The following is a 25,063-nucleotide window of genomic DNA, read 5'->3' on the forward strand; positions in this document are numbered from 1 at the left end:
GTGGCAGTCAACCCAAGTGGCGTCAGTCACGTCAATCACAATTGGATAACGATGTACTACTAAGTTCGAGCCTTGAAAAAAGTGCCCGGGCTGCGACTCCGCCGATCATGGCGATGAGCAGGGTCGATGCCTCGTTCTTCCGCTCGACGCGGTCCGAAATGGACGCTCAGGGGCGGGCGTACACGTCCCCGGAGTTGGCCTCGTCCGGCAGCGTGCGCAGGTACGCGGCCACAGCGGCCGCCTGACGCCAGCCGGGCAGCGCGAACTCCATCTCGTCACCGATCGCCACGGTGAACCGGGTGAAGCCGAGCGCGGTGAGCCGGTCCAGGCAGCGCGCCGCCGCCACCCGCGCGATGGTGGTGAACTCGAACGACAGCGCCGGAACCGGCCGGCTCAGCCCGGCCAGCACGGCGTCCTCGAAGCCCTCCACGTCGATCTTCACGAACGCCGGTACGCCGTACGCGGCCACGAGCGCGTCCAGCGTGGTGCCCGGCACCTCGATCTGCGCGTCCCAGGTCTCGCCCGCCCAGCCGGGGGCGCCGTCGGCGGCGCGGACGAACCCGGGGGAGGCGGTGGAGACGGTCGGGTTGGCCGAGTTCACGTGCAGTCGCACCGGCCCGGCGGTACGCCCGCACGCCGCCTCCACCACCGTCACGCCGTCGTCGCCCGCGTACATCTCGCGCAGCACCCGCGCGCACAGCGGCTGCGGCTCGACAGCCACCACAGTCGCGCCCAGCCGGCGGAAGCTGCCCAGCCGGTCGCCCACGTGCGCGCCCACGTCGAAGACCAGGTCACCGGCGCGGACCAGCGGGGCGTAGAACGCGTCGAGGGCGGCGTCGCGCGCCGGGTCGCCGTGGTAGAAGTCCAGCGACCGGCGCAGACCGGACATCGCCGGGTCCGCCTTGAGCGTCTCGATCACCCCGTCCCGCACCCCTCCGACGCTAGCCACCTGGGCATGTTCGCGAGCCTCATTCGCGCCCCTTGAGCAATCACCCCATCCCCCTAGGACGCCGTAGAGATGGTGCGCTGCCCCGCACCCGCTCCGCATCTCCACGCGAGCGGTCAACGACGACCAGCGGATCTTGGTACGAAACGGCCCCCATGGGGGCCGTTTCGTACCAAGATCTCCCGCAATCCCGGTGACCGGAACGCGGATCCCGCTCATCAGGACTCGCCCTCGTTGCCCGAGGAGTGCCAACCACGGGTGGAACGTCAGGGGTGTCTCCGTCCTCGTTTGACACCCCTGACGTTCCACCCGCTCGCGGGGCGCAGCGGACGCCAGGGGAGGGGCTGGGCGCGGCAAGGGCTGGCGGGCAGACAGGGCAGCAGCTGTCCCGGCGTTCGCTCCGCTCCTACCGGCCAACAGGCTCGCCCGGCCCCGGCCCCGGCCCCGGCCCCGGCCCCGGCCCGGCCCCGGCCCCGGCCCCGGCGGCGCGGGCGCCGGATTCGGCATGCGGTTACGGGTTCTCGACGACCTCCTGGCCGAGCGGCCACAGCGCCGCCGGGACCAGCTTGAAGTTCGCCACCCCGAACGGGATGCCGATGATCGTCACGCAGAGCGCGATGCCGGCGAGGATGTGCGACAGGGCCAGCCACCAGCCGGCCAGCACCACCCAGAGCACGTTCGCCAGGCCGGAGGGCAGACCGGCGCCCGGCTTGCGCACGATCGTGCGGCCGAACGGCCACAGCGAGTACGACGCCAGCCGCAGCGAGGCGACGCCGAACGGGATGGTGACGACGAGGAGGAAGCAGATCAGGGCGGCCACGCCGTAGCCCAGGGCCAGGACGAAGCCGCCACCGAAGACGAGCCAGAGCAGGTTCAGCAGAAAGCGGATCACCACTCCATGGTCGCTCGCGCGGGCAAGCCCGCCGACGCCGCCCGTGCGCGGGCAGCGCGCCGCCACCGCCTGCACCGGGGCCGCTCAGTCCGCCAGCAGCGCCGCTACCGCGTGCGCCGTCGCCGGATGCGTGGCGACCAGCACCGCCGCCTCGCCCACCGGCGCCGCCTCGCCCGGCGTCGTGTCGTCGTCGGCCGGCTGCCAGTCGCCGGAGCAGCCGAGCAGCACCGCCACCGCGTCGACCGCCTCGGGGTGGGCGACCAGCAGACCGTGGACCGGACCGGTTCCCGGGGACGGCGCGAGTGGGGTGGACGGGGCGGGCGTGGCCGCCCACGGCGGTGTCCAGGCGTCCAGCGCGGGCAGCGTGGCGGGGAACGTGCGTTCCGCCTCGCGGACCAGCAGCGGCACCAGCTCCGGGCCGTGCTCGCGCAGTGTGGTGATCAGCGTCGGCAGCCAGGGCAGCAGCACCGGGTCGGGCAGTCCGGCGAAGGCGGACGACATGGTCTCCACCACGAACGACGCGAGCCCCGGCACCGGTTCGAGCGCGTGCACGAAGCCGGACAGGTACTGCGGGAACGCGGGCACCACGAGCGGATTGGCGAGCAGCTCGGCGCACTGTTCGCGCAGGCGCGCCAGCGGCAGCAGGCCGAGCTGGTGGCGGGCGGCCCAGAGCAGCGCGAGCTTGGCCGGGGCCTCCGGGTGGGCCTGCGCGACGGCCAGTTCGAGCTGGGAGCGGTCGCACCCGAGCGACAACGCGAGGCTCTCCATGCTGAACAGGAAGCCGAGCATCGCGCCGACCTGCCGTACGCCGGTGGACTCGTCCACGAACGCGGTGGGCAGCAGCGTGCAGTAGTGGGCGTACCCGGTGGTGACGAACGTCCGGCACCAGGCGGGCAGCGCCGGTGCGGTGGTGCGGTGGTGGGCGAGCAGCCGCCGGATGCGGCGCAGCACGTCCGGCGCGTCGTCCACCGTGCGTTCGGCGGCGAGCAGCTCCACCGCCCGCGCGCCGAGTTCGTCGACCAGGCGTGGGCTGTCCAGCAGCCGGATGGCGTCCTCGACGGCGGCGAGCGCGCGGGCGGCTGTCGCGTCGGGGCCGCGTACCGCCCGGCGCAGCCGCTGCTCCAGCACCTGCTCGACGGTGACGCCCTCGTAGCCCAGCTCGATCAGGGCGCGCTGGTTGCGGCCGAGCGCGAGGTCCCAGCTCTCCTGTTCGGAGCGGTGGCCGAGGCGGCGCTCGCCCATGATCGGGCGGACCGCGTCGGCGGGCAGCAGGTGCCGCAGCATCCACAGCAGGTCGGAGCAGGGTGCCAGCGCCGGGTCGGCGTGCAGGTCGAGCAGGGCCCGCTGCACGGTGCGTCGTTCCAGGTCGAGGCCGAGGGGGCGCAGCCGGTCCAGGACGTCGCGGGCCAGCGGCGGCAGGGAGTCGTACCCGACCTGGCCGACGCGGTCGCCGCCGAGGAGGATCTCGCAGAGCCGGCGGACGTCGCGGCGGCCGGGCACCACGTCCTTCTCGATGCAGGTCACGGCGGCGTCGGCGAAGTCGTACGGCGTGGGCCGCGCGCGGTTACGCATGGTGGCGAGCAGGATCGACGTCTCGAACACGGCGATCGCGTCGGCGGTGCTGGCGAGGTAGCCGTTGCGGCGGGCGAGCCGGACGATGTCGACGCACCAGCCGCGCAGTTCGGCCTCGTCCAGCTCGTCGAGGACGGGCGGGGCGGCGAGGAACCCGCTGAGCCGGTCCGTGGCCGGGCCGGTCGCGGCCGGCGCGGCGGCGCGGGCCCGGCGGCCCTTCTTCTCGGTACGCTGCCCGGCCAGCCGGTACGGCGTGAGCCGGGTGCGGGCGACAGCGGCCGTCCAGTTCGCGGCGGCGATGGACACGGTGCCCGGGGCCAGCCCGAACTGCGCCTCGATGGCCGAGTGGCTGGACGGGATGAGACCGTAGCGCCAGCGGGTGCCGGTGCGCGGGCTGATCGGGAAGTCCGGCGCGGTCGAGTCGAGGCCGAACTGTTCGACCCGGCTGGCGGCGTGGAAGGCGCCGCAGACGTAGAGGCAGTCGGCCGGGTCGGCGCCGCTTGCGGCGAGGTGCTGTCGCATCCGGGTCCACATGTGGCGTTCGCGGTCCTCGTCGCGCTCGTCGCGGGCGGACCGGGACGGGCGCAGCCGCCGGAACAGGCTGCCGATCAGCACCATGACCTGGCGGTACGTGTCGTGGTCGGCGTCGGCGAGCGGCCGTTCGACGTACTGGTCCCACCATTCCGACCAGTGCCGCACCTTGCCGTGGTGCAGCAGGTGGGCCTCCAGTTCGGCGAACCGGGGGCGCAGGTCGCCGATCTCCACGCCGACCGCGTCGCCGTGCAGTGCCGTGTCCTCGTCGGCGGACACGGCGGCGGAGTCCGGCCCCGGTGCGGCTTCGGTGTCGTCGCGGGGGGTCCACTGGAAGACGTGGTCGGTGGAGCGGTCCACGAGCACCAGCTCCACGCCGGGGGTGTCCAGCGCGTACGCGACGGCCTGGTATTCGGCGGACGCCTCGGTGATCGGGGCGACCACGCTCAGCGGGCTCCACTCGGCGGGGAAGCCGTCGAGTTCGGTGGCGAACGCCTGCACCGCCACCGGCAGCCGGCAGTTGCGCAGCTCGTCGAGCAGGGGGCGCAGGTCCTCGCAGAGTTCCAGGTAGATCACCTTGGGCGGGCGGGCGCGCAGGCGGCGTGCCATGGCCAGCGCCGAGGCGGGGGAGTGGTGGCAGACGGGGAAGATCTCCAGCCGTTCGCGCAGCGCCCGGTCGACGTCGTCGACCATGCCGGTGAGGATGCCGGCGAGTGCGTCCGGGGAGCCGGCGAACGCGGCGGCGGCGTCGGTGAGCTGGTCGCGCAGCGGGCCGAACAGGCCGGTGGGTGCGGGCGCGGTCATGACAGCGACGCGATCGCCTGGCGGCCGCCGTCGAGGAAGCCCTCCCAGTCGCCACCGTCGGCCTTGGCGCGGGGCTCGACCACGCCGTGCAGGTACTTGTTGAGGATGGCCAGGTCCTCCGGGGCGCGGCGGGCCAGTGAGCCCATCAGTGAGCCGGCGAGCGTCTGGGCGCGCAGGGTACGGTCGCCGAAGAACTGGCTGTGCAGGATCGCGTCCTCCAGCACGCCGATCTGCTCGGCGGTGGACAGCGCCGACTCCAGCTTCTCGTCGTCGCTGGTGGCGGCGGACGCGGCGGCGCGCAGGTCGGCGAAGCTCTGCAGCAGGATGTCGAGCAGGGTGGGCGGCACGTCCAGTTCGATGTGGTGCCGGCGCAGCAGTTCCTCGGTGCGGAAGCGGACGATCTCGGCCTCGCTGCGCTTGTTGGTGACCACCGGGATGCGGATGAAGTTGAACCGCCGCTTGAGCGCGGAGGACAGGTCGTTGACGCCCCGGTCGCGGCTGTTGGCGGTGGCGATGACGGAGAAGCCGGGCTTGGCGAAGACGATGTTGTCGTGGTCCAGTTCCGGGATCGAGACGTACTTCTCGGACAGGATCGAGATGAGCGCGTCTTGGACGTCGCTGGTGGAGCGGGTCAGCTCCTCGAACCGGCCGATCACGCCCTGCTCCATGGCGGTCATGATCGGCGAGGGGATCATCGACTCGCGCGACTGACCCCGGGCGATGACCATGGAGACGTTCCACGAGTACTTGATGTGGTCCTCGGTGGTGCCGGCGGTGCCCTGCACGACGAGCGTGGAGTTGCGGCAGACCGCGGCGGCGAGCAGTTCGGCGAGCCAGCTCTTGCCGGTGCCGGGGTCGCCGATGAGCAGCAGGCCGCGGTCGGAGGCGAGCGTGACGATGCTGCGTTCGACGAAGCTGCGGTCGCCGAACCACTTCTGCGGGATCTCCCGGTCGAGGCCGTCGGCGCGTTCGGAGCCGAGCACGAACAGCCGGACCATGCGGGGGCTCAGCCGCCAGGAGAACGGCTTCGGCCCGGTGTCGACGGATTCGAGGTAGGCCAGCTCGTCGGCGTACTTGACCTCGGCGGGGGCGCGGAGCATGTCGGACATCAGGAGTGCTCTCCTAGGTGAGGAAGTTCTTCAGCTCGGCGACGAGCTTGCGGATGTGGCCGGAGATGACGGGGGTGCCGAGGTCGGAGAAGCGCTGCCGGAACCAGGGGTTGACGCTCTGGTCGCCGGAGCTGTTGACCGAGCCGACCGGGATGAACTTCACCCCGGAGCGGTGCACGGCCTCGATGCCGTCGAACAGCGGCTGGGACCTGTCGAACTCGTAGAAGTCGGAGATCCAGACCATGACCGTGTTCCGCGGCTCGATGATCTTGGGTCGGGCCAGCGCCATGGCGACCGGGCCGTCGTTGCCGCCGCCGAGCTTGGTGCGCAGCAGCACCTCGAACGGGTCGTGCACCCACGGGGTGAGGTCCAGCGCCCGGGTGTCGTACGCGATCAGGTGCACGTCGACCTTGGGCAGGCCGGCGAAGATCGAGGCGAGGATGGTGCAGTTGACCATCGAGTCGACCATCGAGCCGGACTGGTCGACCACCACGATCAGCCGCGACGGGGTGGTCCGCCGGGCGGTCTGCCGGTAGTAGAGCCGGTCGACGTAGAGACGCTCGTCGTCCGGGCTCCAGTTGGTCAGGTTCTGCCAGATGGTGCGGTCCAGGTCGAGGTTGCGGAAGACCCGCTTGGGCGGCACGGACCGGTCGACGGCCCCGACGGTGGCCTGCGCGACCTGGGTACGCAGCACCTCGGCGACCTGGTCGACGTAGCGGCGGATCAGCGACTTGGCGTTCGCGAGCGCCACCCCGGACAGGTTGGACTTGTCCCGCAGGAGCTGCTCGATCAGGGACATGCTCGGGGTCAGCCGGGCGGCGAGCACCGGGTCGGCGAGCACCTCGCGCAGCCGCATCCGGGCCACCAGGTCACCCTCCAGCCCGGCGAGCGTGGCACCCAGGCCGGTGCCCTCGCGGCGCAGCTCACCGGGCTGCGCGCCGCACGCCTGCTCGAACCAGCCGGCGTCGGCCTGCCAGCGGGCGAGCTGCCCGGCGCTGACCTCGCCGCCGCCGGTGGCGAACACGTTGAGCAGCAGCTTGGACGCCAGCGCGGCACGGCGTACCTCGGTCTCGGCCGGCTGGAACGGCCCGGCGGCGGCCGTGGTGTCGTCGCCGGGGGTGAGCAGGCCGCGCAGCTCGCCGGCGAGGGCGGGGAAGCGCTGCACGACGGTGTCGACGGAGACGGCCGGGTCCAGCAGCGCGGCCGGCAGGCCGAGGTCGTCCACGACGGCGACGCTCGCCGACTCCAGGCCGGGCTGCTCGTCGGGGTGGAACAGGCGGGCGAGCAGCCGCCAGTAGAGCACCTGGCGGCGGTTGGCGTGGGTGCGGTCCTCGGTCATCGGCGCAGCAACCGTCCCGCGCGTTCGCGCAGCACCGCCACGGCGTCGCCCGCCTTGGCCTCGGCCTTGGCCGTCTTCGGGTCGGTGACGCCGCACGCCCAGTCGCCGTTGTGCGCCTCGACCGTCTGCCGCTTGACGGTGGCCCGGACCGCGAGGGGTTGCAGCAGCCAGCGGCCGTCGTCCCAGCGGAGCAGGCCGAGACAGGCGGTGGAGGCGGTGACCAGCGCGGGCGTGAGCGGACCGGCGGCGGGCAGCCGGTCGGCGGCCAGGTGCAGGGACCGGCCGTCGAGGTCGAGCGCCGGGACGCCGTCGTCGTCGCGGACGGTGTAGCCCTCGACCAGTACCGGTTCGGCGATCGCGGCGGGGTGGCGCAGCAGCGGTGGGGTCGCCGCGGCCGTGGCGCCGGCCAGCAGCACCCGGGCCGTGGCGAACGGGTCGGCCGGCTCGCCGAGGGCCGCGCGGTCCTCGGCCCAGTGCAGGTCCGCGCCGTGGGCGGTGAGGTCGGTGACGGTGATCGCCCGCCGCTGGGCCAGGGCGGTGAGCAGGACCGGGTACGCCTCCAGCAGCCGCCAGCCGGCCGGGCCGACGATGGTGGCGACCTTCGCCGCGACCACTGTCACCCGGACGAGCCGGGGCGCGCCGTCCCCGGCCGGTTCGAGCAGTGCGTGCACCTGCGCCTGGAACGCCGTGTCGTGCTCGTGCAGGTCGACGCCGAGGGGCAGCAGCCGCCCGGACACCGGCTCGCCGGGCGCGGTCTCGCCGTGCGCGCCGAGGGTGAGCAGGACGGCGCGGGTCCACAGGTCGGCCCACCGGCGGGCGGGCACCTGTGGCAGCGACGCCACCGGCAGGGCGGCGCGCAGTTCGGCGGCGAGCCCGTCGAGGAGCACCGCGATGCGGCGTGACGCCGGGTCGGCGAGTGCGGCCTCGACCGGCGCGGCGGCGCCGGAGAGCAGCTCGTGGTCCGCCCCGCGCCAACCGGCGAGTGCCAGCTCGTGCAGCCAGGCTCGTGCGCCGGCCAGGGCGGGCGGGGAGACTGTGGTGCCGTCCGGTGCGGCGGTCCACGCCGCGCGGGGCCGGCCGAGCGCCGTGTCGAGGCGGTCGAGCAGGGCGTCGTGTGCCGCGCCGAGCAGTGCGGCGCGGGCCCCGGCGAGGGCAGCGAGGTGGTCCTCGGCGAGCGCGCCGGTGCGCACCGCGCCGGCCGCCGCGTCCGTCCGCTCGGCCAGCGGCGTGCCGCCGACCGCCGCGGCCAGCGCGGCCCAGGCGGCGGCGCCGGGCTCGTCGGCGCGGGCCAGCCCGGCGGTGAGCGTGTCGTCGGCGCGGTCGACGACGGCGAGCGTCTCGGCCAGCCCGGGGATCGTCCCGTCGTGGAGCCGGGTCAGGTGCGCGGCGAGCATCAGCGCACCGCCGCCGTGGCCGGGAACCAGTGCAGCTCCGGCACCGCCGTGGTGGCGGCCGGGACCTCGAGGTAGGCCAGGTGGCGCAGGAAGCGGCTGAACACCACGGCGGCCGGGCCCGGCTCGTGCCGGGCGTCGGTGCGGGCCAGCAGGGCGGTGCCGCTGTCGACGCCGTCGCCCACGTCCACCCGCAGGTAGCGGGCGACCTGTTCGGCGCCGTACTGCAGCACCGCCTCGTCGGCCAGCGCGTGCAGGTGCTTGCAGAGCATGGTGCCGCGCAGCCCGCCGCAGGGCCGGTTGTTGTTGGTGCTGCAGTTGACCGCGTGCGTGCCGGCGGTCACCGAGGAGACGTAGACGCGTTCCACGTCGGAGCCGCTGGACACCACCCCCTGCAACCGCCCGTCGGCCAGCTCCACGAAGGGCACCTTGGCCAGCTTGCGGGCCCGCGCGGGCGGCGCCACCCGCAGCACGCTGCGCCGTCGCCACGAGGCGTCGTTCGCCTCCGTCATCTTCCCGACCTCCCCGCCGGCCGGCCGCCGCCGGGCACGCCGGGACGCCGTCGCCGGCCGTGATCCGTGCCGCTGTGACGACAAGGATCATGGACCACGGGTACGACAGGAGCGCCGTCGCGGGCGGCGCCGGGAATACCGTGCGGCCCGGCGGGTAGAGGAGGGCGTGATCGAGCCCGAGCCGTCGTGCCTGTGGCGCCCGGGCAGGCGGGCGGTGCCGTGACCCCCGTGGCTCCGGCGGCGCGCCGCGAGGCCCGGGAGGCGTACGAGCGGCTGCGCCGGTACTTCATCGTGGCTCTCCAGGCCGGCCTGGCCGCCGGTCTGGCCTGGTACGTGGCCAGCACGCTGCTCAAGAACCCGCAGCCGCTGTTCGCGCCGGCCGCGGCGGTGGGCACCATCGCCGCGGCGATCGGCAACCGGATCCGCCGCACCGCCGAACTGCTCGGCGGCGTGATCCTCGGCGTGCTGGTCGGCGACCTGATCATCAAGCTGATCGGGGCCGGTCCGGTGCAGACCGGCCTGGTGGTCGCGCTGGCGATCTCACTTGCGGTGGTGATCCGGGGCAGCGGCGCCGTGATGGTGCAGGCCGGCAGCACCGCGGTCCTGCTGGGCACCGTGGAGCCCAGCGCGCCGGACCTGGCCGTGCCGCGTACGGCGAACGCGCTGGTGGGCGGCGGGGTGGCGGTGGTGGTGGTGGCGCTGCTGCTGTTGCCGCTGAACCCGGTCCGGGTGGTGCACCGCGCCGCCGGGCCCACCCTGGACCTGTTTGCCAACGAGCTGACGGCGACGGCGAACGCGCTGGCCACCCGGGACGCCGGGGCGGCCGAGGCGGCGCAGGGCCGGTTGGAGGCGGCCGAGGTCGAGCGGAAGCAGACCACCGAGATCGTCGCGGCGGCCCGGGAGGTGACGTCGCTGTCGCCGTGGCGGTGGCGGCGCCGGGCCCAGTTGCGCCGCTACGAGAACGCCGCCACCCACCTGGAGCTGGCGTACACGAACAGCCGAAACATGGTCCGCCGGGTGGTCGCGTTGCTGGAGGCCGGGGAGCCGGTTCCGGCGGCCCTGCCGGCCGCGGTAGAGGCGTTCGGGCAGTCGCTGCGGCTGCTGCACCGTGACTTCCTGGCCGGACGGCCGCCCGACATCGCCCGCTCGCGGGCGCTTACCGCCGCCGACGAGGCCCGCCGGGCCCGGGCCGCGGATCTCGGTTTCTCCGGCACGATCGTGGCCTCGCAGCTGTTCATCGTGATCGGCGAACTGCTCCAGGCATCCGGCATGACCAAGATCGAGGCGGACCGGCTGGCCGGTGTCTGCGAGCATCGCCCGGACTCCCGCCCGGACCCAAACGACCGTTAAGCTTCGGGGGTGGGAATCGAGGAACTGTACCCCGCCGGGCGTCTCGTCGCGGCCCAGCGCGCCGCCGCCGCTGCGGGCCTGGACGCGCTGCTGCTCACCCCGGGTTCCGACCTGCGCTACCTGACCGGCTACGACGCCCGCGAGGGGGAGCGGCTGACCTGCCTGGTGGTGCCCGCCGAGGGTGAGCCGACGCTGATCGTGCCGGTGCTGGAGCGGCCGGACGCCGAGGCCGCGCCCGGCACCGGGTACCGGATCGTCGACCACGCCGACGGCACCGACCCGTGGCCGCTGGTGCGCGCAGCGCTGCCCGGCCCGGTCCGCGCCGTCGGGCTGGCCGACCGGATGTGGGCGCAGCAGGTCCTCGCGCTGCGCGACGCGCTGCCCGGCGCGGCCCAGCGGCTCGCCTCCGACGTGCTGCGGGAGATGCGGATCCGCAAGTCGCCGGCCGAGGTGGCGGCGCTGGCCGAGGCGGGCGCCGCGATCGACGCGGTGCACCTGCGGATGGGGGAGTGGCTGCGCCCCGGCCGCACCGAGCGCGAGGTCGCCGCCGACCTCGCCGCCGCGATCCGGGCGGCCGGGCACGCCGCCGTCGACTTCGTCATCGTCGCGGCCGGGCCGAACGGCGCGAGCCCGCACCACGGCACCTCGGACCGCCCGATCGGCGCTGGCGAGCCGGTGGTGGTCGACATCGGCGGCACCATGCCGTCGGGCTACCGCTCCGACTGCACCCGCACGTACGTCACCGGCGCTCCCGCCCCGGCCGAGTTCGTGGACTACTACGCGGTGCTGTGGGAGGCGCAGCGCGCCGCCGTGGCCGCCGTCGCGCCGGGCGTGACCGCCGAGGCCCTCGACGCGGTCGCCCGCGACGTCATCGGCGCCGCCGGTCTCGGCGACGCCTTCCTGCACCGCACCGGTCACGGCATCGGCCTCGACGGCCACGAGGAGCCGTACGTGGTGACCGGTAACCCCCGGCCGCTCCAGGCCGGCATGGCTTTCTCGGTCGAACCCGGGATCTACCTCGCCGGGCGGCACGGAGCCCGGATCGAGGACATCGTCGTCTGCACGACGGACGGCGGGCAACGGCTCAACACCACCCCCACGGAGCTCATCGCGCTATGAACGTCGACCGGATCCTGCCCACCGACGAGGCCCACGACCTGCTGGGCCTCGCCACCGAACTCGCCGACCGGGAGCTGGCCCCGGCCGCCGCCGGTTTCGAGGCCCGCGCCGAGTTCCCCCGGGAGGTGCTGCGCACCCTGGGCCGGGCCGGCCTGCTCGGCCTGCCCTACGCGGAGGAGCACGGCGGGGCGGCGCAGCCGTACGAGGTGTACCTCCAGGTGCTGGAGATCCTCGCCAGCCGGTGGCTGGCAGTGGCCGAGGCGGTCAGCGTGCACACACTGTCCTGCTACCCGCTGGCCCAGTTCGGCACCGACGAGCAGCGCAAACTGCTGCCGGACATGATCGGCGGGGAGCTGCTCGGCGCGTACTGCCTCTCCGAGCCGCAGGGTGGCTCGGACGCGGCGGCGCTGACCACGCGGGCGGTGCGCGACGGCGACGCGTACGTGGTCACCGGCACCAAGGCGTGGATCACGCACGCCCGGGTGGCCGACTTCTACAACATCTTCTGCCGCACCGGCGGCCCCGGCCCGAAGGGCATCTCCTGCCTGCTCGCGGACCGGTCCACGGCGGGCATCCACCCGCAGGCCGCCGAGCGCACCATGGGCCTGCACGCCTCGCCGATCGCGCAGATCGCCTTCGACGACGCCCGGGTGCCGGCGGAACGGCTGATCGGCGGCGAGGGCGCCGGGTTCACCATCGCGATGTCCGCGCTGGACTCCGGCCGCCTGGGCATCGCCGCGTGCGCGGTGGGCCTGGCCCAGGGCGCGCTGGACTACGCGGTCGGCTACGCCCGGGAGCGCCGCCAGTTCGGCCGCGCGATCATCGACTTCCAGGGGCTCGGGTTCAACCTGGCCGACGCCGCCACCCAGATCTCCGCGGCGCGGGCGCTCACGCTGGCGGCCGCGCGGCTGCGCGACGCCGGACGGCCGTACTCGATCGAGGCGGCCAAGGCGAAGCTGTTCGCCACGGACGTGGCGATGCGGGTGACCACCGACGCGGTGCAGGTGCTCGGCGGCGCCGGATACGTCGCCGACCACCCGGTCGAGCGGTACATGCGGGAGGCCAAGGTGCTCCAGATCGTCGAGGGCACCAACCAGATCCAGCGGCTGGTCATCTCCCGCGCGCTGGCGAAGGGCTAGCCTGTCGCGGTGACCTTCCCCCGGATCACCGCGGACCCCGACGTCATGGGGGGTGCGCCCTGCGTACGGCAGTCGCGCATCCCCGTGGCCACCCTGCTGGCCATGATGGCCGAGGGCATGTCCGTCACGGACATCCTCACCGACCTGCCGTTCCTGGACGAGGAGGACATGGCGGAGGTGCTGAACTACGCGGCGGACGCGGTGCGCGACCGGACGGCGCGCTGAGCGTCACCGCGGCGGGCCGGGTGCGGCGTGGGAGCGCTTTTCCGGCTACTGTGCAGCGCGTGGAGGAGATCGACCGTGCCATCGTCGCCGCGCTGACCGGGGACGGTCGGCTGTCGTACACGGATCTGGCCGAGCGGGTGGGCCTGTCGGTGTCGGCCGTGCACCAGCGGGTCCGCCGGCTGGAGCAACGCGGGGTGATCAAGGGGTACGCCGCGCGGGTGTCGTTCGAGGCGCTGGACCTGCCGCTGACCGCGTTCGTGGCGATCCGGCCGTTCGACCCGTCGCAGCCGGACGACGCGCCGGAGCGGCTGGCGCACCTGTCCGAGATCGACTCGTGCTACTCGGTGGCGGGGGAGGACTTCTATCTCCTGCTGGTGCGGGTGGCCGGCCCGGCCGACCTGGAGCGGGTGCTGCAGGAGATCCGTACCGCCGCGAACGTCACCACGCGCACGACAGTGGTGTTGTCCACGCCGTACGAGAACCGGCCGCCGAAGATCAGTGGCGAGCTGACCGGTCGGGGGCGTCCCCGCCCGTCGGCGGAGCCGGCAGGTTCCACCGCCTGAGCACCCGCCGGCCGTGCTCGTGCCCGAGCACGCTGAGCGTGGCGGTGTCCAGCCGCAGCAGCGCCCCGGCCGAGGGCGGCAGCCCGATCCAGCGCGCCCCGAGCACGCGCAGGCTGTGCCCGTGCCCGGCGAGCGCGACGTCGCCCTCCTCCAGCAGCGGCGCGATCCGGTCCAGTACGCGGTCCAGGCGGGCGCCCACCTGCTCCGGTGACTCGCCGCCGGGGCCGCCGTCGGTCCAGATCGACCAGCCGGGCCGTTCGGCCTGGATGTCGGCGGTGGTGCGGCCCTCGTACTCGCCGTAGTTCCACTCGGCCAGGTCCGGCTCGATCGCGTCCACGGTGAGCCCGGCCAGCGCGGCGGTGCGGGTGGCCCGCTGCCGGGGGCTGGACAGCACCCGGGCGAGACGCCGGCCGGCGAGCAGCGGGGCCAGCGCGCGGGCCTGCCGTTCGCCGTCGGCGGTCAGCTCCAGATCGGTGTACGAGGTGTGCCGGTGGGCGGCGCTCCAGGTGGTCTCGCCGTGCCGGATCAGCAGGATCTCGTTCACCGGCCCAGTCAACCACGCCGCGACGGGCGCGGCCCGTCGACGGTTCACCGGGGAAGGCGGCGCTACCGGGTCGCCGGCGTGGGTTCGGTCAGGCCGTCGCGTGCCGGGACCGGCCGGCCGGGCGCCCGTTCCCCGGCGGGTGCGCGCAGTTGCAGGACCGCGACGGCGGCCAGCACCAGCGCACCGCCGGCGAGTTGCGCGGGGGTGAGGGCCTCGCCGAGGGTGAGCGTGGCCAGCGCGGCGGTGACCACCGGCTCAAAGGTGGACAGGATGGCCGCGGTCGACGGACCGGTGCGCTTCAGCCCGGCGAAGAAGGCCAGCATCGCCACGACCGTGGAGATCACGGCGATGGCGGCCAGCCAGAACCATCCCCGCCACCCGAAGCTCAGGTCGACGCCGCCGGTGACCAGGGCGCCCGCGCCGAGGGTGCCGGCGGCACCGGTCATCACCAGCGCCGACAGCGCCACTGGTGCCAGCCGGTGCACGACGGTGTCGGAGACCAGGATGTAGACCGTGTAGGTGACGGCGGCGGCGAAGGCCAGCAGCGCCCCGAGCGGATGGAAGCCCGCGCCACCGGCGCCGAGCAGGACCAGCAGCGTTCCACCCGAGGCGGCCACCAGCGCCGCGCCGCGTCTCGGGCTGAGCCGGTCCCGGCCGAGCAGGACCGCCGCCACCGTCACCAGGACCGGGTACGTGTAGAGGATCAGCGCCAGCAGGGACGCGTCCATCAGTTCGAGCGCGGCGAAGTACAGGCTCGCCTGCGTGGCGTACCCGATCGCGCCCAGCCCGAGGGCGACGGCCACCACCCGCCCGCGCCTCGTCGCCGGCCGCTCACCGCCGCCGTCGCCCGGCGTCGCGCCGCGCAGGCCCGGCCGGGTGAGCAGGACGAGCCCGAGCAGGACGGCGGCCAGCCCGAAACGCACCAGCAGCAGAGCCGTCGGGGAGACGCCGGCGTCGTACGCGAGCTTGCCGAAGACGGCCATCGCGCCGAAGCAGGCGGCGGACAGGAGACACAGTGCGGCACCCACGCGCCAAGGATCACCGGCACCGACTGCCCAGGTCCAGCGAAGAATTCCGCAGGTGAATCATTAGGATTCCCGCATGATCGAGCTGGACCTGCGGCGGTTGCGTTTCCTGCGGGAGTTCGAGGAACGCGGCACGATGGCCGCTGTCGCCGCGGCTCTGGGCTACAGCCCGTCGACTGTGTCGCAGCAGCTGGCCCTGCTGGAGAAGGAGGTGGGCGTCCGGCTGCTGGGCCGGGCGGGCCGCGGCGTACGGCTCACCGAGGCCGGGCACGTGCTCGCCCGGCACGCCCGGGTGCTGCTGTCGGCGGCGGAGGCGGCGGAGGCCGACCTGGCCGCCCTCGACGGTGACGTCCGGGGGACCGTCCGGGCGGGCGGTCTGCAGTCGGCGGCGCGTCGCCTGCTCGTGCCGGCCGTGGCCCGGATGAGAGCCGAGCACCCGCGGGTCCGGGTGGAGGTCTTCGAGCTGGAGCTCGAACAGTCCCTGCCGGGCCTGCGCCTGGGCACCGTCGACCTGGTCATCGGCGACGAGTACGACAGCCAGCCTCGCCCCCGCCCGGCGGGGCTTCGTTTCACGCTCCTGTTCGAGGAGCCCTTGCGGCTCGTGCTTCCCGCCGCGCATCCCCTCGCCGGTTCCGGGGGACACGTCGCGGTCACCGACCTGCGGTCCGAGGTGTGGACCGCGTCCGCCGAGGGCACCGGGCACCACGCCATGGTGGTCGGGACGTGCCGTCGTCTCGGCGGCTACGAACCGGACCTGCGGCACCGTTCCAGCGACGCCGACGTGCAACTGGAGCTGGTCCGGGCCGGCGCGGCGGTCGCCCTGATGCCGGCGCTGACCCTGCCCGGGGACGACCCAGCGCTGGCGGTGCGGGGCATCGCCGAGACCGCCCTGCGGCGCCGCCTGGTGGCTGTCACCCGGGACACGCCGCCGGCGCCCGCCCTCACCGCGTTCCTGGCCGCCGTCACGGACCGGGCCCGCGACCTCGACGCGTAGGCGCCCACCTTCAACCTATTGTCCTAGGACGCCTTACGCGATGTGCGCCGGTCAACGGCGTTTGACACGACACGCGCCGGGGACGCCACAAGGGCAAGGCGCAGCCGGACGAGGGAGGGCGACATGAGCTTCACCGACAAGGCGAAGAACAAGGCCCAGGAGATGAGCGGCATGGCCAAGGAGCGGATCGGCGACGTGACCGACAACGAGCGGTTGCGGGCCGAGGGCGCCTCCGAGCAGAGCACGGCGCGGGCCCGGCAGGCCGGGGAGCACGCCAAGCAGGCCGGCCGCGACGTCAAGGACGCCTTCAACAAGTGAGTACGCGAACGGCGGGCCACCTCATCGCTGAGGTGGCCCGCCGTCGGGTGTCCGGGGTCAGTCGTCGCGGTGGGCGAGCCACCAGGCCTGGCCGGCCTCGGGCAGCGTGTCGATCGGGTCGTAGTAGGCGTAGCGCTTGTTCAGCGCCTCCAGGTCGGCCGACTCGATCGAGGTGCGGTAGTTCTTCGTCCAGTACGAGATGCCGCGCTCACGGTCGTAGTCGGTGAGCATGTGCACCCAGCGCTTGCCGACGAACGGCACGTCGCAGACGATCCGCGGGGTGGCGTAGCCGGGCAGGTAGCCCATGATGTCGTGCTGGAGCTGCTGGGCGTGCCAGACCGGGACGCGCCAGTGCTCGGCGTTGGGGATCATGTCGCACATGTAGAAGTAGTACGGCAGGATGCCCGCCTCGCCCTGCAGCGCGAAGCACAGGTCGAGCAGGTCGGCGCTGGTGGCGTTGACGCCGCGCATGAGCACGCCCTGGTTGCGGACGTCGCGGACGCCGACGTCGAGCGCGGTCTGTGCGGCCTTGGCGACCAGCGGGGTCAGCGACTGGGCGTGGTTGACGTGGGTGTGGATGGCCAGGTTGACGCCGCGGCGGGCGGCGGTGCGGGCGACCCGTTCGAGGCCCTCGACCACGTCGGGCTGGAGCCAGTGCTGGGGCAGGCCCATGAGCGCCTTGGTGGCGAGCCGGATGTCGCGGATCGTCTCGATCTCCAGCAGGCGCATCAGGTACGACTCGAGGTTGCGCCACGGCACGTTGGCGACGTCGCCGCCGGAGACGACCACGTCACGGACGCCGGGGTGGGCCTTGAGGTAGGTGATGTGGGCGTCGTAGCGGTCGACCGGCTTGAGGGTGAGCTTGAGCTTGTCGACGGCGGGGGTGGAGTTGCCGACGAGGTCCATGCGGGTGCAGTGGCCGCAGTACTGCGGGCAGGTGGAGAGCAGCTCGGCGAGGACCTTGGTGGGATAGCGGTGGGTGAGACCCTCGGCGACCCACATGTCGTGTTCGTGGAGGCTGTCGCGGCTGGCGTACGGGTGGGACGGCCAGTCGGTGCGCCGGTCGGAGGCGACCGGGATCATGTAGCGGCGGATCGGGTCGGCGAGCAGCGCCTCGGTGCTCATCGGCTCAAACGGCACCATGGTGTTGAGCATCTGCGGCGGCACCAGCATGGACATGGTGGCCAGGGCCTTCTGGTCGGCCTCCAGGTCGGCGTAGAAGGTCTCGTCGACGGTGTCGCCGAGGACGGCGCGCAGCTGCTTGATGTTCTTGACGCAGTTGACCCGTTGCCACTGGGCGCTCTCCCACTGGTCGCGGGTGATGTGGCGCCAGCCGGGGAAGCGGGTCCAGTCAGGTTCGACGAGGGGCGCGCGGCGGTATTCGTAGGGCTGTCCGGCGGTCGGGACGGCGACCGGCGCGGGGCGGGGCGTCGGGATGGTCTCCACCGGTTGGGTCTGGGTCACGGCCCCTCCTCGTCAGTGTGCGGTTTGATCAACGGATGCGTAGGCTACTGGAAAATCTGCGGTGAAGAAATTAGTCTGCCGGAAGTTTTCCCGCGACGCGACCCCTGGCCGGGGGTTCGGGCGGCTGGACATAGGGGGTCGGGCGTGACGTCACCGGTGGGTCTGCACCGAGTCGTGGAACCGGCGGGGGTGCTCCCGCAGGCGGCCTGGCGGCTGGACCCCGACCCGCGGATCGCGGCGAACGAGGTGCGGATCCGGGTCGAGCGGCTGAACCTGGACGCGGCGAGTTTCCGGCAGCTGGCGGAGAAGCACGGCGGCGACGGGGAGAAGGTCCGCGCCGAGGTGCTGGAGATCGTGTCGGCCCGGGGGAAGATGCAGAACCCGGTGACCGGTTCCGGCGGCATGCTGATCGGCACCGTCGAGGAGGCGGGGCGCCGCTCGCCGCTGGGGCTGAAGGCGGGTGACCGGGTGGCGACGCTCGTGTCGCTGACACTGACGCCGCTGACGATCCTCGACGGGCTGGCCCGCTGGGACGGGCGCAGCGAGCAGGTGCCGTGCGACGGGTACGCGATCCTGTTCGCCCGGTCGATCGCGGCGGTGCTGCCGCCGGACCTGCACCCCGAGCTGTCCCTGGCGGTGCTGGACGTGTGCGGGGCGCCGGCGTTGACGGCGCGGGTGGTGGCCGAGCAGGTGGCGCGGCGCTCGCGTGAGGGTGATCCGCGTCCGGTGTCGGTGGCGGTGATCGGCGGGGCCGGCAAGAGCGGGTCGTTGTCGCTCGCGGCGGCGCGGCGGGCGGGCGCCGCCCGTACCGTCGGGGTGGTTCCGGTGGACGCGGAGCGGGACGCGCTGACGGCGGCCGGGCTGGCCGACGTGGTGGCGCTGGCCGACGCGCGGGATCCGGTGGGGCTGTCGACGGCGGTGACGACGGCGCTGGGTGTGCCGGCGGACGTGACTGTGGTGTGCGTGGACGTGCCGGGGTGTGAGCACGGTGCGGTGCTGGCCACGGCGGACGGCGGCACGGTGATCTTCTTCTCGATGGCGACGAGCTTCGCGGCGGCGGCGCTGGGCGCGGAGGGCCTGGCGGCGGACGTGACGATGCTGGTGGGCAACGGGTACGTGCCGGGGCACGCGGCGCTGGCGCTGGATCTGTTGCGGACCGAGCCGGGGGTGCGCGGTCTGTTCGAGGCTCGTCTGACGGCAGACTGAGACCATGACGAACCCCTCGACGCTGTATCGCGGCGGAGTGCTGCACTGCCCGGCCGACCCGAGCGCGACGGCGCTGCTGGTGCGGGACGGGCGGATCGCCTGGTTGGGTACGGACGCGGACGCGGACGCGCCGCGGGCGGACCGGGTGGTGGAGCTGGGCGGTGCGCTGGTGACGCCGGCGTTCGTGGACGCGCACGTGCACGCGACCGATACCGGGTTGGCGTTGTCGGGGCTGGATCTGTCGGCGGTGCGGTCGGCGGGTGAGTTGCTGGAGGCGGTGTCGGCGTTCGCGGCGGGTCTGCCGGGTGACGCGGTGGTGCTGGGGCACGGCTGGGACGAGTCGGGCTGGGCGGATCCGGCGTTGCCGGATGCGGCGGCGCTGGACCGGGCGGCCGGTGGGCGGCGGGTGTATCTGTCGCAGGCGTCGATCCATTCGGCGCTGGTGTCGGCGGCGCTGCTGGCGGCGTGCCCGGAGGTGGTGTCGGCGGCCGGGTACGAGGCGTCGGGGTGGTTGCGGCGCGACGCGCATCACGTGGTGCGGGCGGCGGCGTTCGCGTCGGTGTCGCGGGCGCAGCGGGTGGCGGCGCAGCGGCGGGCGCTGGAACACGCGGCGTCGCTGGGTGTGGCGGCGGTGCACGAGTGCGGTGGGCCGGACATCTCCGACGAGGAGGACTTCACCGGGCTGCTGGCGATCTCGGGGGCCGGGGTGCCGGAGGTGTACGGGTACTGGGGTGAGCTGCTGGGTGCGGCGAAGGCCCGGGAGCTGGGTGCGGTGGGCGCGGGTGGTGACCTGTTCGCCGACGGGGCGCTGGGGTCGCGGACGGCGCACGTGTCGGCGGCGTACCTGGACGGTGAGGCGGGGGCGTGCGGGCACGGGTACGTGTCGGCGGAGCAGGTTCGTGATCATCTGCTGGACTGTGCGGCGCACGGCTTGCAGGGCGGGTTCCACGCGATCGGGGACGCGGCGATCGGGACGGTGCTTCAGGGCTTCGGTCTGGCGGCGCGGTCGCTGGGTGTGGACCGGTTGCGGGCGTCCCGGCACCGGGTGGAGCACGCGGAGATCATGAGCAAGGCGTTGATCGCCGGGTTCGTGGAGTACGGGATCGTCGCGTCGATGCAGCCGGCGTTCGACAGGTTGTGGGGCGGCGCGGGCCGGATGTACGAGTCGCGGCTGGGGTTGGCGCGGTCGCTGGAGTCGAATCCGATGGGTGCGATGCACGGGGTCGGTGTGGCGTTGGCGTTCGGGTCGGATTCGCCGGTGACGCCGCTGGATCCGTGGGGGTCGGTGCGGGCGGCGGCGGCGCATCACAACCCGGCGCAGCGGATGAGTGTGCGGGCGGCGTTCGCGGCGCACACGCGCGGCGGGTGGCGGGCGGTGCACCTGGACAACGAGGGTGTGCTGGCGTTGGGGGCGCCGGCGACGTTCGCGGTGTGGGACACCCCGGCGGGCGTGGAGCGGGGGCTGCCGGTGGTGCTGGCCGAGGATCCGGAGTTGCGGGGCGCGGACGATCCGACGCCGCTGCCGGTGTGCCGGGCCACCGTGTTGCGCGGTGACGTGATCTATCAGGAAGGGTCTTCGTGACAGGGAAGCTTGGGCTGGATCCGGCGCTGGTGGCGCGGGCGCGGGAGTTGGCGCGCCGGGCCGGGCAGCCGGTGGTGGATCTGGCGCGTAGTCACACCACGGTGTCGGTGGAGCGGGCGGTGCTGCGGCTGGCCGGGGTGACCGGCGCGGACCCGGACGGTATTCCGTGGGTGAACCGGCTCGTGGACGCGGTGGTCGCGGACGTGGGGCTGGGGCACGGGGTGGCGGCGCCGGTGTTCGACGCGCTGGCGCGTGAGGGCATCACGGATGTGACGTTGCTGGCGCAGAAGGCGGCGGCCGGGTCGGTGCGGTTCGCGCAGCCGGCGGGCAAGGCGGCGACGGCTGCGCGGCGGGCGTCGCGTAAGGCGGTGGCGGCGGGGATCCGCAGCATCGACAGGCGGCGCGCGGAGCGGGACCGGCTGGTGAAGCGGTTCGGGGATCCGGAGCGGCGGCCGTGGATCTACCTGATCGTGGCGACCGGTGACATCTACGAGGACATCCCGCAGGCGCAGGCGGCGGCGCGGGCCGGCGCTGACGTGATCGCGGTGATCCGGTCGACGGGGCAGTCGCTGCTGGACTACGTGCCGGAGGGGGCGACCCGGGAGGGCTTCGCGGGTACGTACGCGACGCAGGAGAACTTCCGGTTGATGCGGGCGGCGCTTGACGAGTCGTCGCGGGAGCTGGGCCGGTACGTGCGGTTGACGAACTACGCGTCGGGTCTGTGCATGCCGGAGATGGCGACGCTGGCCGGGTTGGAGCGTCTGGACATGATGCTCAACGACTCGATGTACGGGATCTTGTTCCGCGACATCAACCCGATCCGTACGTTCGTGGACCAGCGGTTCTCGCGGCAGGTGCACGCGCGGGCGGGCATCATCATCAACACCGGTGAGGACAACTACCTGACCACCGCGGACGCGGTGGACGAGGCGCACACGGTGACGGTGTCGCAGCTGCTGAACGAGTTCTTCGCGCACGAGGCGGGGCTGGCGGACTGGCAGCTGGGGCTGGGGCACGCGTTCGAGATCAACCCGGATGTGCCGGAGTCGTTCCGGTTGGAGCTGGCGCACGCGTTGCTGGCGCGGGAGTTGTTTCCGGACGCGCCGTTGAAGTGGATGCCGCCGACGAAGCACATGACCGGTGACGTGTTCCGGGGCAACCTGCTGGACGGGTTCTTCAACCTGGTGGGCACGATGACCGGGCAGGGGATCCTGCTGGTGGGGATGATGACCGAGGCGGTGGTGACGCCGTGGTTGTCGGACCGGGACATCGCCCTGCAGAACGTGCGGTACGTGCTGGGCGCGGCGGGCGGGTTGCACGAGGACTTCGTGCCGGCGCCGGGCGGGTTCATCCAGGAGCGGGCGCACCGGGTGCTCGGTGAGGCGGTGGATCTGCTGGAGCGCATCGGGGACCAGTCGTTGCTGACGGCGATCGCCGAGGGCACGTTCGGGATCATGAAGCGGCCGGCGGACCGGGGCAAGGGCTTGGACGGGGTGGCGCGGCACGAGGCGGACTACTACAACCCGGCCACGGAGATCCTGGAGCAACCCTCATGAGTGAGAAGACGGTCGTGCGGCCGTACGGGGACACCACCGGTGACGGCATGGTGCAGGTGTCGTTCACGTTGCCGGTGCCGCACGACAAGCGGGCCGAGGGCGCGGCGGTGCAGCTGGCCAACAGGATGGGCATGGACCCGGCGATGCTGGTGCACGCCAAGCCGATCGGCGACGGGTTCACGTTCTTCGTGGTGTACGGGCGGGTGAACCACCTGGTGGACCTGTCGAAGGTGCAGGTGGTGGAGCGTGACTATCCGCTGCTGTCGGCGAAGGAGGTCAACGCGGTGGTGAAGCGGCGGCTGCGCCGCAAGCTGTCGGTGGTGGGCGCCTGCATCGGCACCGACGCGCACACCGTGGGCATCGACGCGATCCTCAACGTCAAGGGCATCGCCGGCGAGAAGGGCCTGGAGTACTACCGGGAGCTGAAGGTCACGAACCTGGGCGCGCAGGTGAGCGTGCCGGAGCTGGTCGAGGCGGCCCGGCGGGAACGCGCCGACGCGGTGCTGGTGTCGCAGGTGGTGACGCAGCGCGACGCGCACCTGCACAACACGCGGGAGATGTCGGCGGCGTTCCGGGAGGCGATGCCGGCCGGGCGCCGGCCGCTGCTGATCGTCGGCGGGCCCCGGTTCGACGAGACGATGACCGGCGAGCTGGGCGTGGACCGGATCTTCGGCCGTGGCACCACCCCGGGTGAGGTCGCCAGTTACCTCGTCCACGCCTTGATCACCTCCAGGAAGGCGAACGTCGCATGAGCGATCCCCGTGTGGGTCTGACAGTCACCCACCGCCGGTACGTGCCGTACTCCCACGCCCACTACGCGGGCAACCTGGTCGACGGGGCGTACGCGCTGGGGTTGTTCGGGGACGTGGCGACCGAGGTGTGCATCCGCACCGACGGTGACGAGGGGTTGTTCGCCTCGTACGCCGACGTGCAGTTCCGGGCGCCGATGAAGGCCGGTGACGTGCTGGAGGTGACGGCGACGGTGACCCGGGTGGGCACCCGCAGCCGCACCATCGACTTCGCCGCGACAGTGGTGTGCCGGGGCCGCCCGGACAAGGGCGAGTCGGCCGCCGAGGTGCTCGACGAGCCGATCGTGGCGGTCACGGCGACCGGCACGGTGGTCGTGCCGCCATCACCGTGAGCGCGAGGAGCGAGCCGGCTGTCGTCTGCGCCGACGTCGGGTCGACGTACACGAAGGCCGCGGTGGTGGACCTCGACGGCGGCCGGCTGGTTGCGGCGGCGTCGGCGCCCACCACGGTGGGCACGGATGTGCTGCACGGCCTGGACGCCGCGGTCGGCGCGGCCACCGCGTCGGCCGGGGTCGCTGAGGTGCCCTGGTACGTGTGTTCGTCGGCCGGGGGTGGGCTGCGCCTGGCGGTGGTGGGTTACGAGCCGCTCGTGACCGCTCAGGCGGGCCGGCGGGTCGGTCTGTCGGCGGGCGCGAACGTGGTCCACGTGGCCGCGGGGCGGCTCGGTGGGGCGGACGTGGCGGCGTTGCGGGCGGCCCGCCCGGACGTGGTGCTGCTCGTCGGCGGCACCGACGGCGGGGACGCCGACACGGTGACGCACAACGCGACGCGGCTGGCGAAGGCCCGGTTCCGGGTGCCGGTGGTCCTCGCGGGCAACGCCGACGTGCGTGCCGACCTGCACGCGCTGCTGGCGGGTGCGGGGGTGCCGGTGACGGTGGCGGACAACGTGCTGCCCCGCATCGGGGTGCTCGAGCCGGCGTCGGCGCGGGCGGCGATCCGGGAGGTGTTCCTGCGGCACGTCATCGGCGGCAAGAAGCTGTCCCGGGGTACGCGGTTCGCGCGGCTGGTCCGCGCCGCCACCCCCGACGCGGTGCTCACCGGCGTGGAGGTACTGGCCGGGACGCTCGGCGGTGACCTTGCAGTGGTGGACGTGGGTGGGGCCACCACTGACGTGTACTCGGTGCTCACCCCCGACGAGCGGGACAGCGGCCCCAGTCAGGAGGTCGCCGGGACGCTGTGGCGGGCCCGCACCGTCGAGGGGGACCTGGGCATGCGGTGGAGCGCGCCGGGTGTGGTGCGCGCCGCGGTCGAGGAGCGGCTGCTGGACGCGGCCGAGGAGGCGGAACTGACGGTCGCGGCGGCGGTACGGGCCGCCGACCCGGGGTTCCTGCCCGCCGGTGACGGCGAGCGGGCCGTGGACCGGCGTATCGCGGCCCTCGCCGCGACTGTGGCGTTGCGGCGGCACGCGCGGGGTGCGGCGACGGGGGAGCGGGCCGGGCGGGACCTGCGGGAGGTGAAGCTGCTCGTCGGCTCGGGTGGGGTGCTGCGGCACGCCGACCCGGGTGACGCGGCGGCGGTGCTCGACGCGGTGCTGACCGATCACGCGGGCGGGTGGGCGTTGCCGCGGGCGGCCCGCCCGGTCGTCGACGTGGACTACGTGCTGGCCGCCGCGGGGCTGCTCGCCGACGATCATCCGGGTGCGGCGGCGGCGATGCTGCGGCACCACCTCGGCGCCTGAAGCAGCCTCGGGAATCGAGACGCGCCGACGCGACACGCCGTGTCGCAACACACGACAGGCCCGGGTGGGTTGACAGCGGCGGGGGTCTACGCCGTACCGTCTTTGAGTCCTACCACGGGAAGCGGCTGTTGTTCGCTTCGTCCCTTCGTCCGCTGGCCGAGCGACCGGAAGGTTGCGGCGGCCAGGTCCAGCGGGCGGGGGTCGGCGGGGCGGCGCGAACCGGCCGCGGTTACCGGTGTACGGGCAGGGTGAGAGGCACGGCCAGTAGACAACGGCCAGGCGGGGGCAGCCAGTCCACGTCGGGTCGGTCCGAAGGTCGGCGCCGATCGTCTTCGCCCCACCGGCCGGGAAGGGCCTGGGAGCATCGGGGCGCGGCTTAGGCCGCGCCCCGATTT

Annotated in this window: 23 protein-coding genes; 13 read left to right on the plus strand and 10 right to left on the minus strand. The window is 73.6% G+C overall.

The genetic code is table 11. The annotated features are described in order from the left end of the window. Nucleotides 1-166: 166 nt before the first annotated feature. The 7 genes from CLT75_RS07425 to CLT75_RS07460 all read right to left on the minus strand — a co-directional run bounded on the left by CLT75_RS07425 (nucleotide 167) and on the right by CLT75_RS07460 (nucleotide 9,057). Nucleotides 167-889, minus strand: coding sequence for an FkbM family methyltransferase (locus CLT75_RS07425; RefSeq protein WP_209310438.1), 723 nt, complete (start codon nucleotides 887-889; stop codon nucleotides 167-169). A gap of 568 nt (nucleotides 890-1,457) precedes the next feature. Further along, nucleotides 1,458-1,838 (minus strand): YccF domain-containing protein, encoded by a 381-nt coding sequence (locus tag CLT75_RS07435; RefSeq protein ID WP_209310285.1) that lies wholly within the window; start codon nucleotides 1,836-1,838, stop codon nucleotides 1,458-1,460. Nucleotides 1,839-1,922: 84 nt separating this feature from the next. Next, entirely contained in the window at nucleotides 1,923-4,745 is a 2,823-nt protein-coding gene (locus CLT75_RS07440; protein ID WP_135240107.1) for a DUF5682 family protein, read from the minus strand. Further along, nucleotides 4,742-5,854: an ATP-binding protein gene (locus CLT75_RS07445; RefSeq protein ID WP_135240108.1), complete on the minus strand. Its 1,113-nt coding sequence runs from the start codon at nucleotides 5,852-5,854 to the stop codon at nucleotides 4,742-4,744. The genes CLT75_RS07440 and CLT75_RS07445 overlap by 4 nt, the downstream gene beginning before the upstream one ends. A 13-nt stretch (nucleotides 5,855-5,867) precedes the next feature. Next, on the minus strand, nucleotides 5,868-7,193 hold the full coding sequence (locus CLT75_RS07450) for a VWA domain-containing protein (RefSeq protein WP_135240109.1): 1,326 nt from the start codon (nucleotides 7,191-7,193) through the stop codon (nucleotides 5,868-5,870). Further along, nucleotides 7,190-8,587, minus strand: a complete 1,398-nt coding sequence (locus CLT75_RS07455; protein WP_135240110.1) for a hypothetical protein — start codon at nucleotides 8,585-8,587, stop codon at nucleotides 7,190-7,192. Before CLT75_RS07455 ends, CLT75_RS07450 begins: the two co-directional genes overlap by 4 nt. Continuing rightward, nucleotides 8,587-9,057 (minus strand): hypothetical protein, encoded by a 471-nt coding sequence (locus tag CLT75_RS07460; RefSeq protein WP_209310439.1) that lies wholly within the window; start codon nucleotides 9,055-9,057, stop codon nucleotides 8,587-8,589. The genes CLT75_RS07455 and CLT75_RS07460 overlap by 1 nt, the downstream gene beginning before the upstream one ends. 258 nt (nucleotides 9,058-9,315) lie before the next feature. Between CLT75_RS07460 and CLT75_RS07465 the strand changes: the two genes are divergently transcribed. From CLT75_RS07465 to CLT75_RS07485, 5 genes are read left to right on the plus strand one after another with little or no spacing between them, the layout of a single operon-like run. Continuing rightward, nucleotides 9,316-10,446 (plus strand): FUSC family protein, encoded by a 1,131-nt coding sequence (locus tag CLT75_RS07465; RefSeq protein WP_167796890.1) that lies wholly within the window; start codon nucleotides 9,316-9,318, stop codon nucleotides 10,444-10,446. Nucleotides 10,447-10,455: 9 nt separating this feature from the next. Then, on the plus strand, nucleotides 10,456-11,565 hold the full coding sequence (locus CLT75_RS07470) for a M24 family metallopeptidase (protein WP_135240112.1): 1,110 nt from the start codon (nucleotides 10,456-10,458) through the stop codon (nucleotides 11,563-11,565). After that, on the plus strand, nucleotides 11,562-12,704 hold the full coding sequence (locus CLT75_RS07475) for an acyl-CoA dehydrogenase family protein (RefSeq protein WP_135240113.1): 1,143 nt from the start codon (nucleotides 11,562-11,564) through the stop codon (nucleotides 12,702-12,704). Before CLT75_RS07470 ends, CLT75_RS07475 begins: the two co-directional genes overlap by 4 nt. 9 nt (nucleotides 12,705-12,713) lie before the next feature. Continuing rightward, nucleotides 12,714-12,929 (plus strand): DUF433 domain-containing protein, encoded by a 216-nt coding sequence (locus tag CLT75_RS07480; protein ID WP_030502405.1) that lies wholly within the window; start codon nucleotides 12,714-12,716, stop codon nucleotides 12,927-12,929. Between the two features lie 59 nt (nucleotides 12,930-12,988). Then, on the plus strand, nucleotides 12,989-13,492 hold the full coding sequence (locus tag CLT75_RS07485) for an Lrp/AsnC family transcriptional regulator (protein ID WP_135240114.1): 504 nt from the start codon (nucleotides 12,989-12,991) through the stop codon (nucleotides 13,490-13,492). Here CLT75_RS07485 and CLT75_RS07490 read toward each other — a convergent pair. Continuing rightward, a complete protein-coding gene (locus tag CLT75_RS07490) occupies nucleotides 13,425-14,036 on the minus strand; it encodes a histidine phosphatase family protein (RefSeq protein WP_135240115.1) in 612 nt (203 codons plus the stop codon). The two genes, CLT75_RS07485 and CLT75_RS07490, sit on opposite strands and share 68 nt — an antisense overlap. Before the next feature lie 62 nt (nucleotides 14,037-14,098). Then, nucleotides 14,099-15,064 (minus strand): DMT family transporter, encoded by a 966-nt coding sequence (locus CLT75_RS07495; protein ID WP_486485083.1) that lies wholly within the window; start codon nucleotides 15,062-15,064, stop codon nucleotides 14,099-14,101. Between the two features lie 73 nt (nucleotides 15,065-15,137). Between CLT75_RS07495 and CLT75_RS07500 the strand changes: the two genes are divergently transcribed. Together CLT75_RS07500 and CLT75_RS07505 are read left to right on the plus strand one after the other, a co-directional pair. Next, nucleotides 15,138-16,055, plus strand: a complete 918-nt coding sequence (locus CLT75_RS07500) for a LysR substrate-binding domain-containing protein (RefSeq protein ID WP_135240116.1) — start codon at nucleotides 15,138-15,140, stop codon at nucleotides 16,053-16,055. Nucleotides 16,056-16,178: 123 nt separating this feature from the next. Further along, entirely contained in the window at nucleotides 16,179-16,373 is a 195-nt protein-coding gene (locus CLT75_RS07505; RefSeq protein WP_073829538.1) for a CsbD family protein, read from the plus strand. Between the two features lie 57 nt (nucleotides 16,374-16,430). Here CLT75_RS07505 and CLT75_RS07510 read toward each other — a convergent pair whose 3' ends face one another. Further along, on the minus strand, nucleotides 16,431-17,837 hold the full coding sequence (locus CLT75_RS07510) for a KamA family radical SAM protein (protein ID WP_135240117.1): 1,407 nt from the start codon (nucleotides 17,835-17,837) through the stop codon (nucleotides 16,431-16,433). 144 nt (nucleotides 17,838-17,981) lie between these two features. On the opposite strand from CLT75_RS07510, the gene kdd reads away from it, so the two are divergent. Genes kdd through CLT75_RS07540 form a run of 6 tightly spaced genes read left to right on the plus strand, consistent with a single transcriptional unit; the run spans nucleotide 17,982 to nucleotide 24,668 of the window. Continuing rightward, the gene (kdd, locus tag CLT75_RS07515; protein ID WP_135240118.1) at nucleotides 17,982-19,043 is read left to right on the plus strand and encodes an L-erythro-3,5-diaminohexanoate dehydrogenase; all 1,062 of its coding nucleotides are present in this window, start codon (nucleotides 17,982-17,984) and stop codon (nucleotides 19,041-19,043) included. Between the two features lie 4 nt (nucleotides 19,044-19,047). After that, entirely contained in the window at nucleotides 19,048-20,625 is a 1,578-nt protein-coding gene (locus CLT75_RS07520; protein ID WP_135240119.1) for an amidohydrolase family protein, read from the plus strand. Continuing rightward, nucleotides 20,622-22,181 carry a lysine 5,6-aminomutase subunit alpha gene (gene kamD, locus CLT75_RS07525; protein WP_135240120.1) on the plus strand — a complete coding sequence of 520 codons (1,560 nt, stop codon included), beginning with the start codon at nucleotides 20,622-20,624 and terminating at the stop codon, nucleotides 22,179-22,181. Before CLT75_RS07520 ends, kamD begins: the two co-directional genes overlap by 4 nt. Next, nucleotides 22,178-22,933 (plus strand): lysine 5,6-aminomutase subunit beta, encoded by a 756-nt coding sequence (gene kamE, locus CLT75_RS07530; RefSeq protein ID WP_135240121.1) that lies wholly within the window; start codon nucleotides 22,178-22,180, stop codon nucleotides 22,931-22,933. The genes kamD and kamE overlap by 4 nt, the downstream gene beginning before the upstream one ends. Further along, on the plus strand, nucleotides 22,930-23,322 hold the full coding sequence (kal, locus tag CLT75_RS07535) for a 3-aminobutyryl-CoA ammonia lyase (RefSeq protein WP_135240122.1): 393 nt from the start codon (nucleotides 22,930-22,932) through the stop codon (nucleotides 23,320-23,322). Before kamE ends, kal begins: the two co-directional genes overlap by 4 nt. Beyond that, a complete protein-coding gene (locus CLT75_RS07540; RefSeq protein ID WP_135240123.1) occupies nucleotides 23,319-24,668 on the plus strand; it encodes a glutamate mutase L in 1,350 nt (449 codons plus the stop codon). The genes kal and CLT75_RS07540 overlap by 4 nt, the downstream gene beginning before the upstream one ends. Nucleotides 24,669-25,063 lie beyond the last annotated feature (395 nt).

Source organism: Micromonospora sp. CNZ285 (assembly GCF_004637285.1).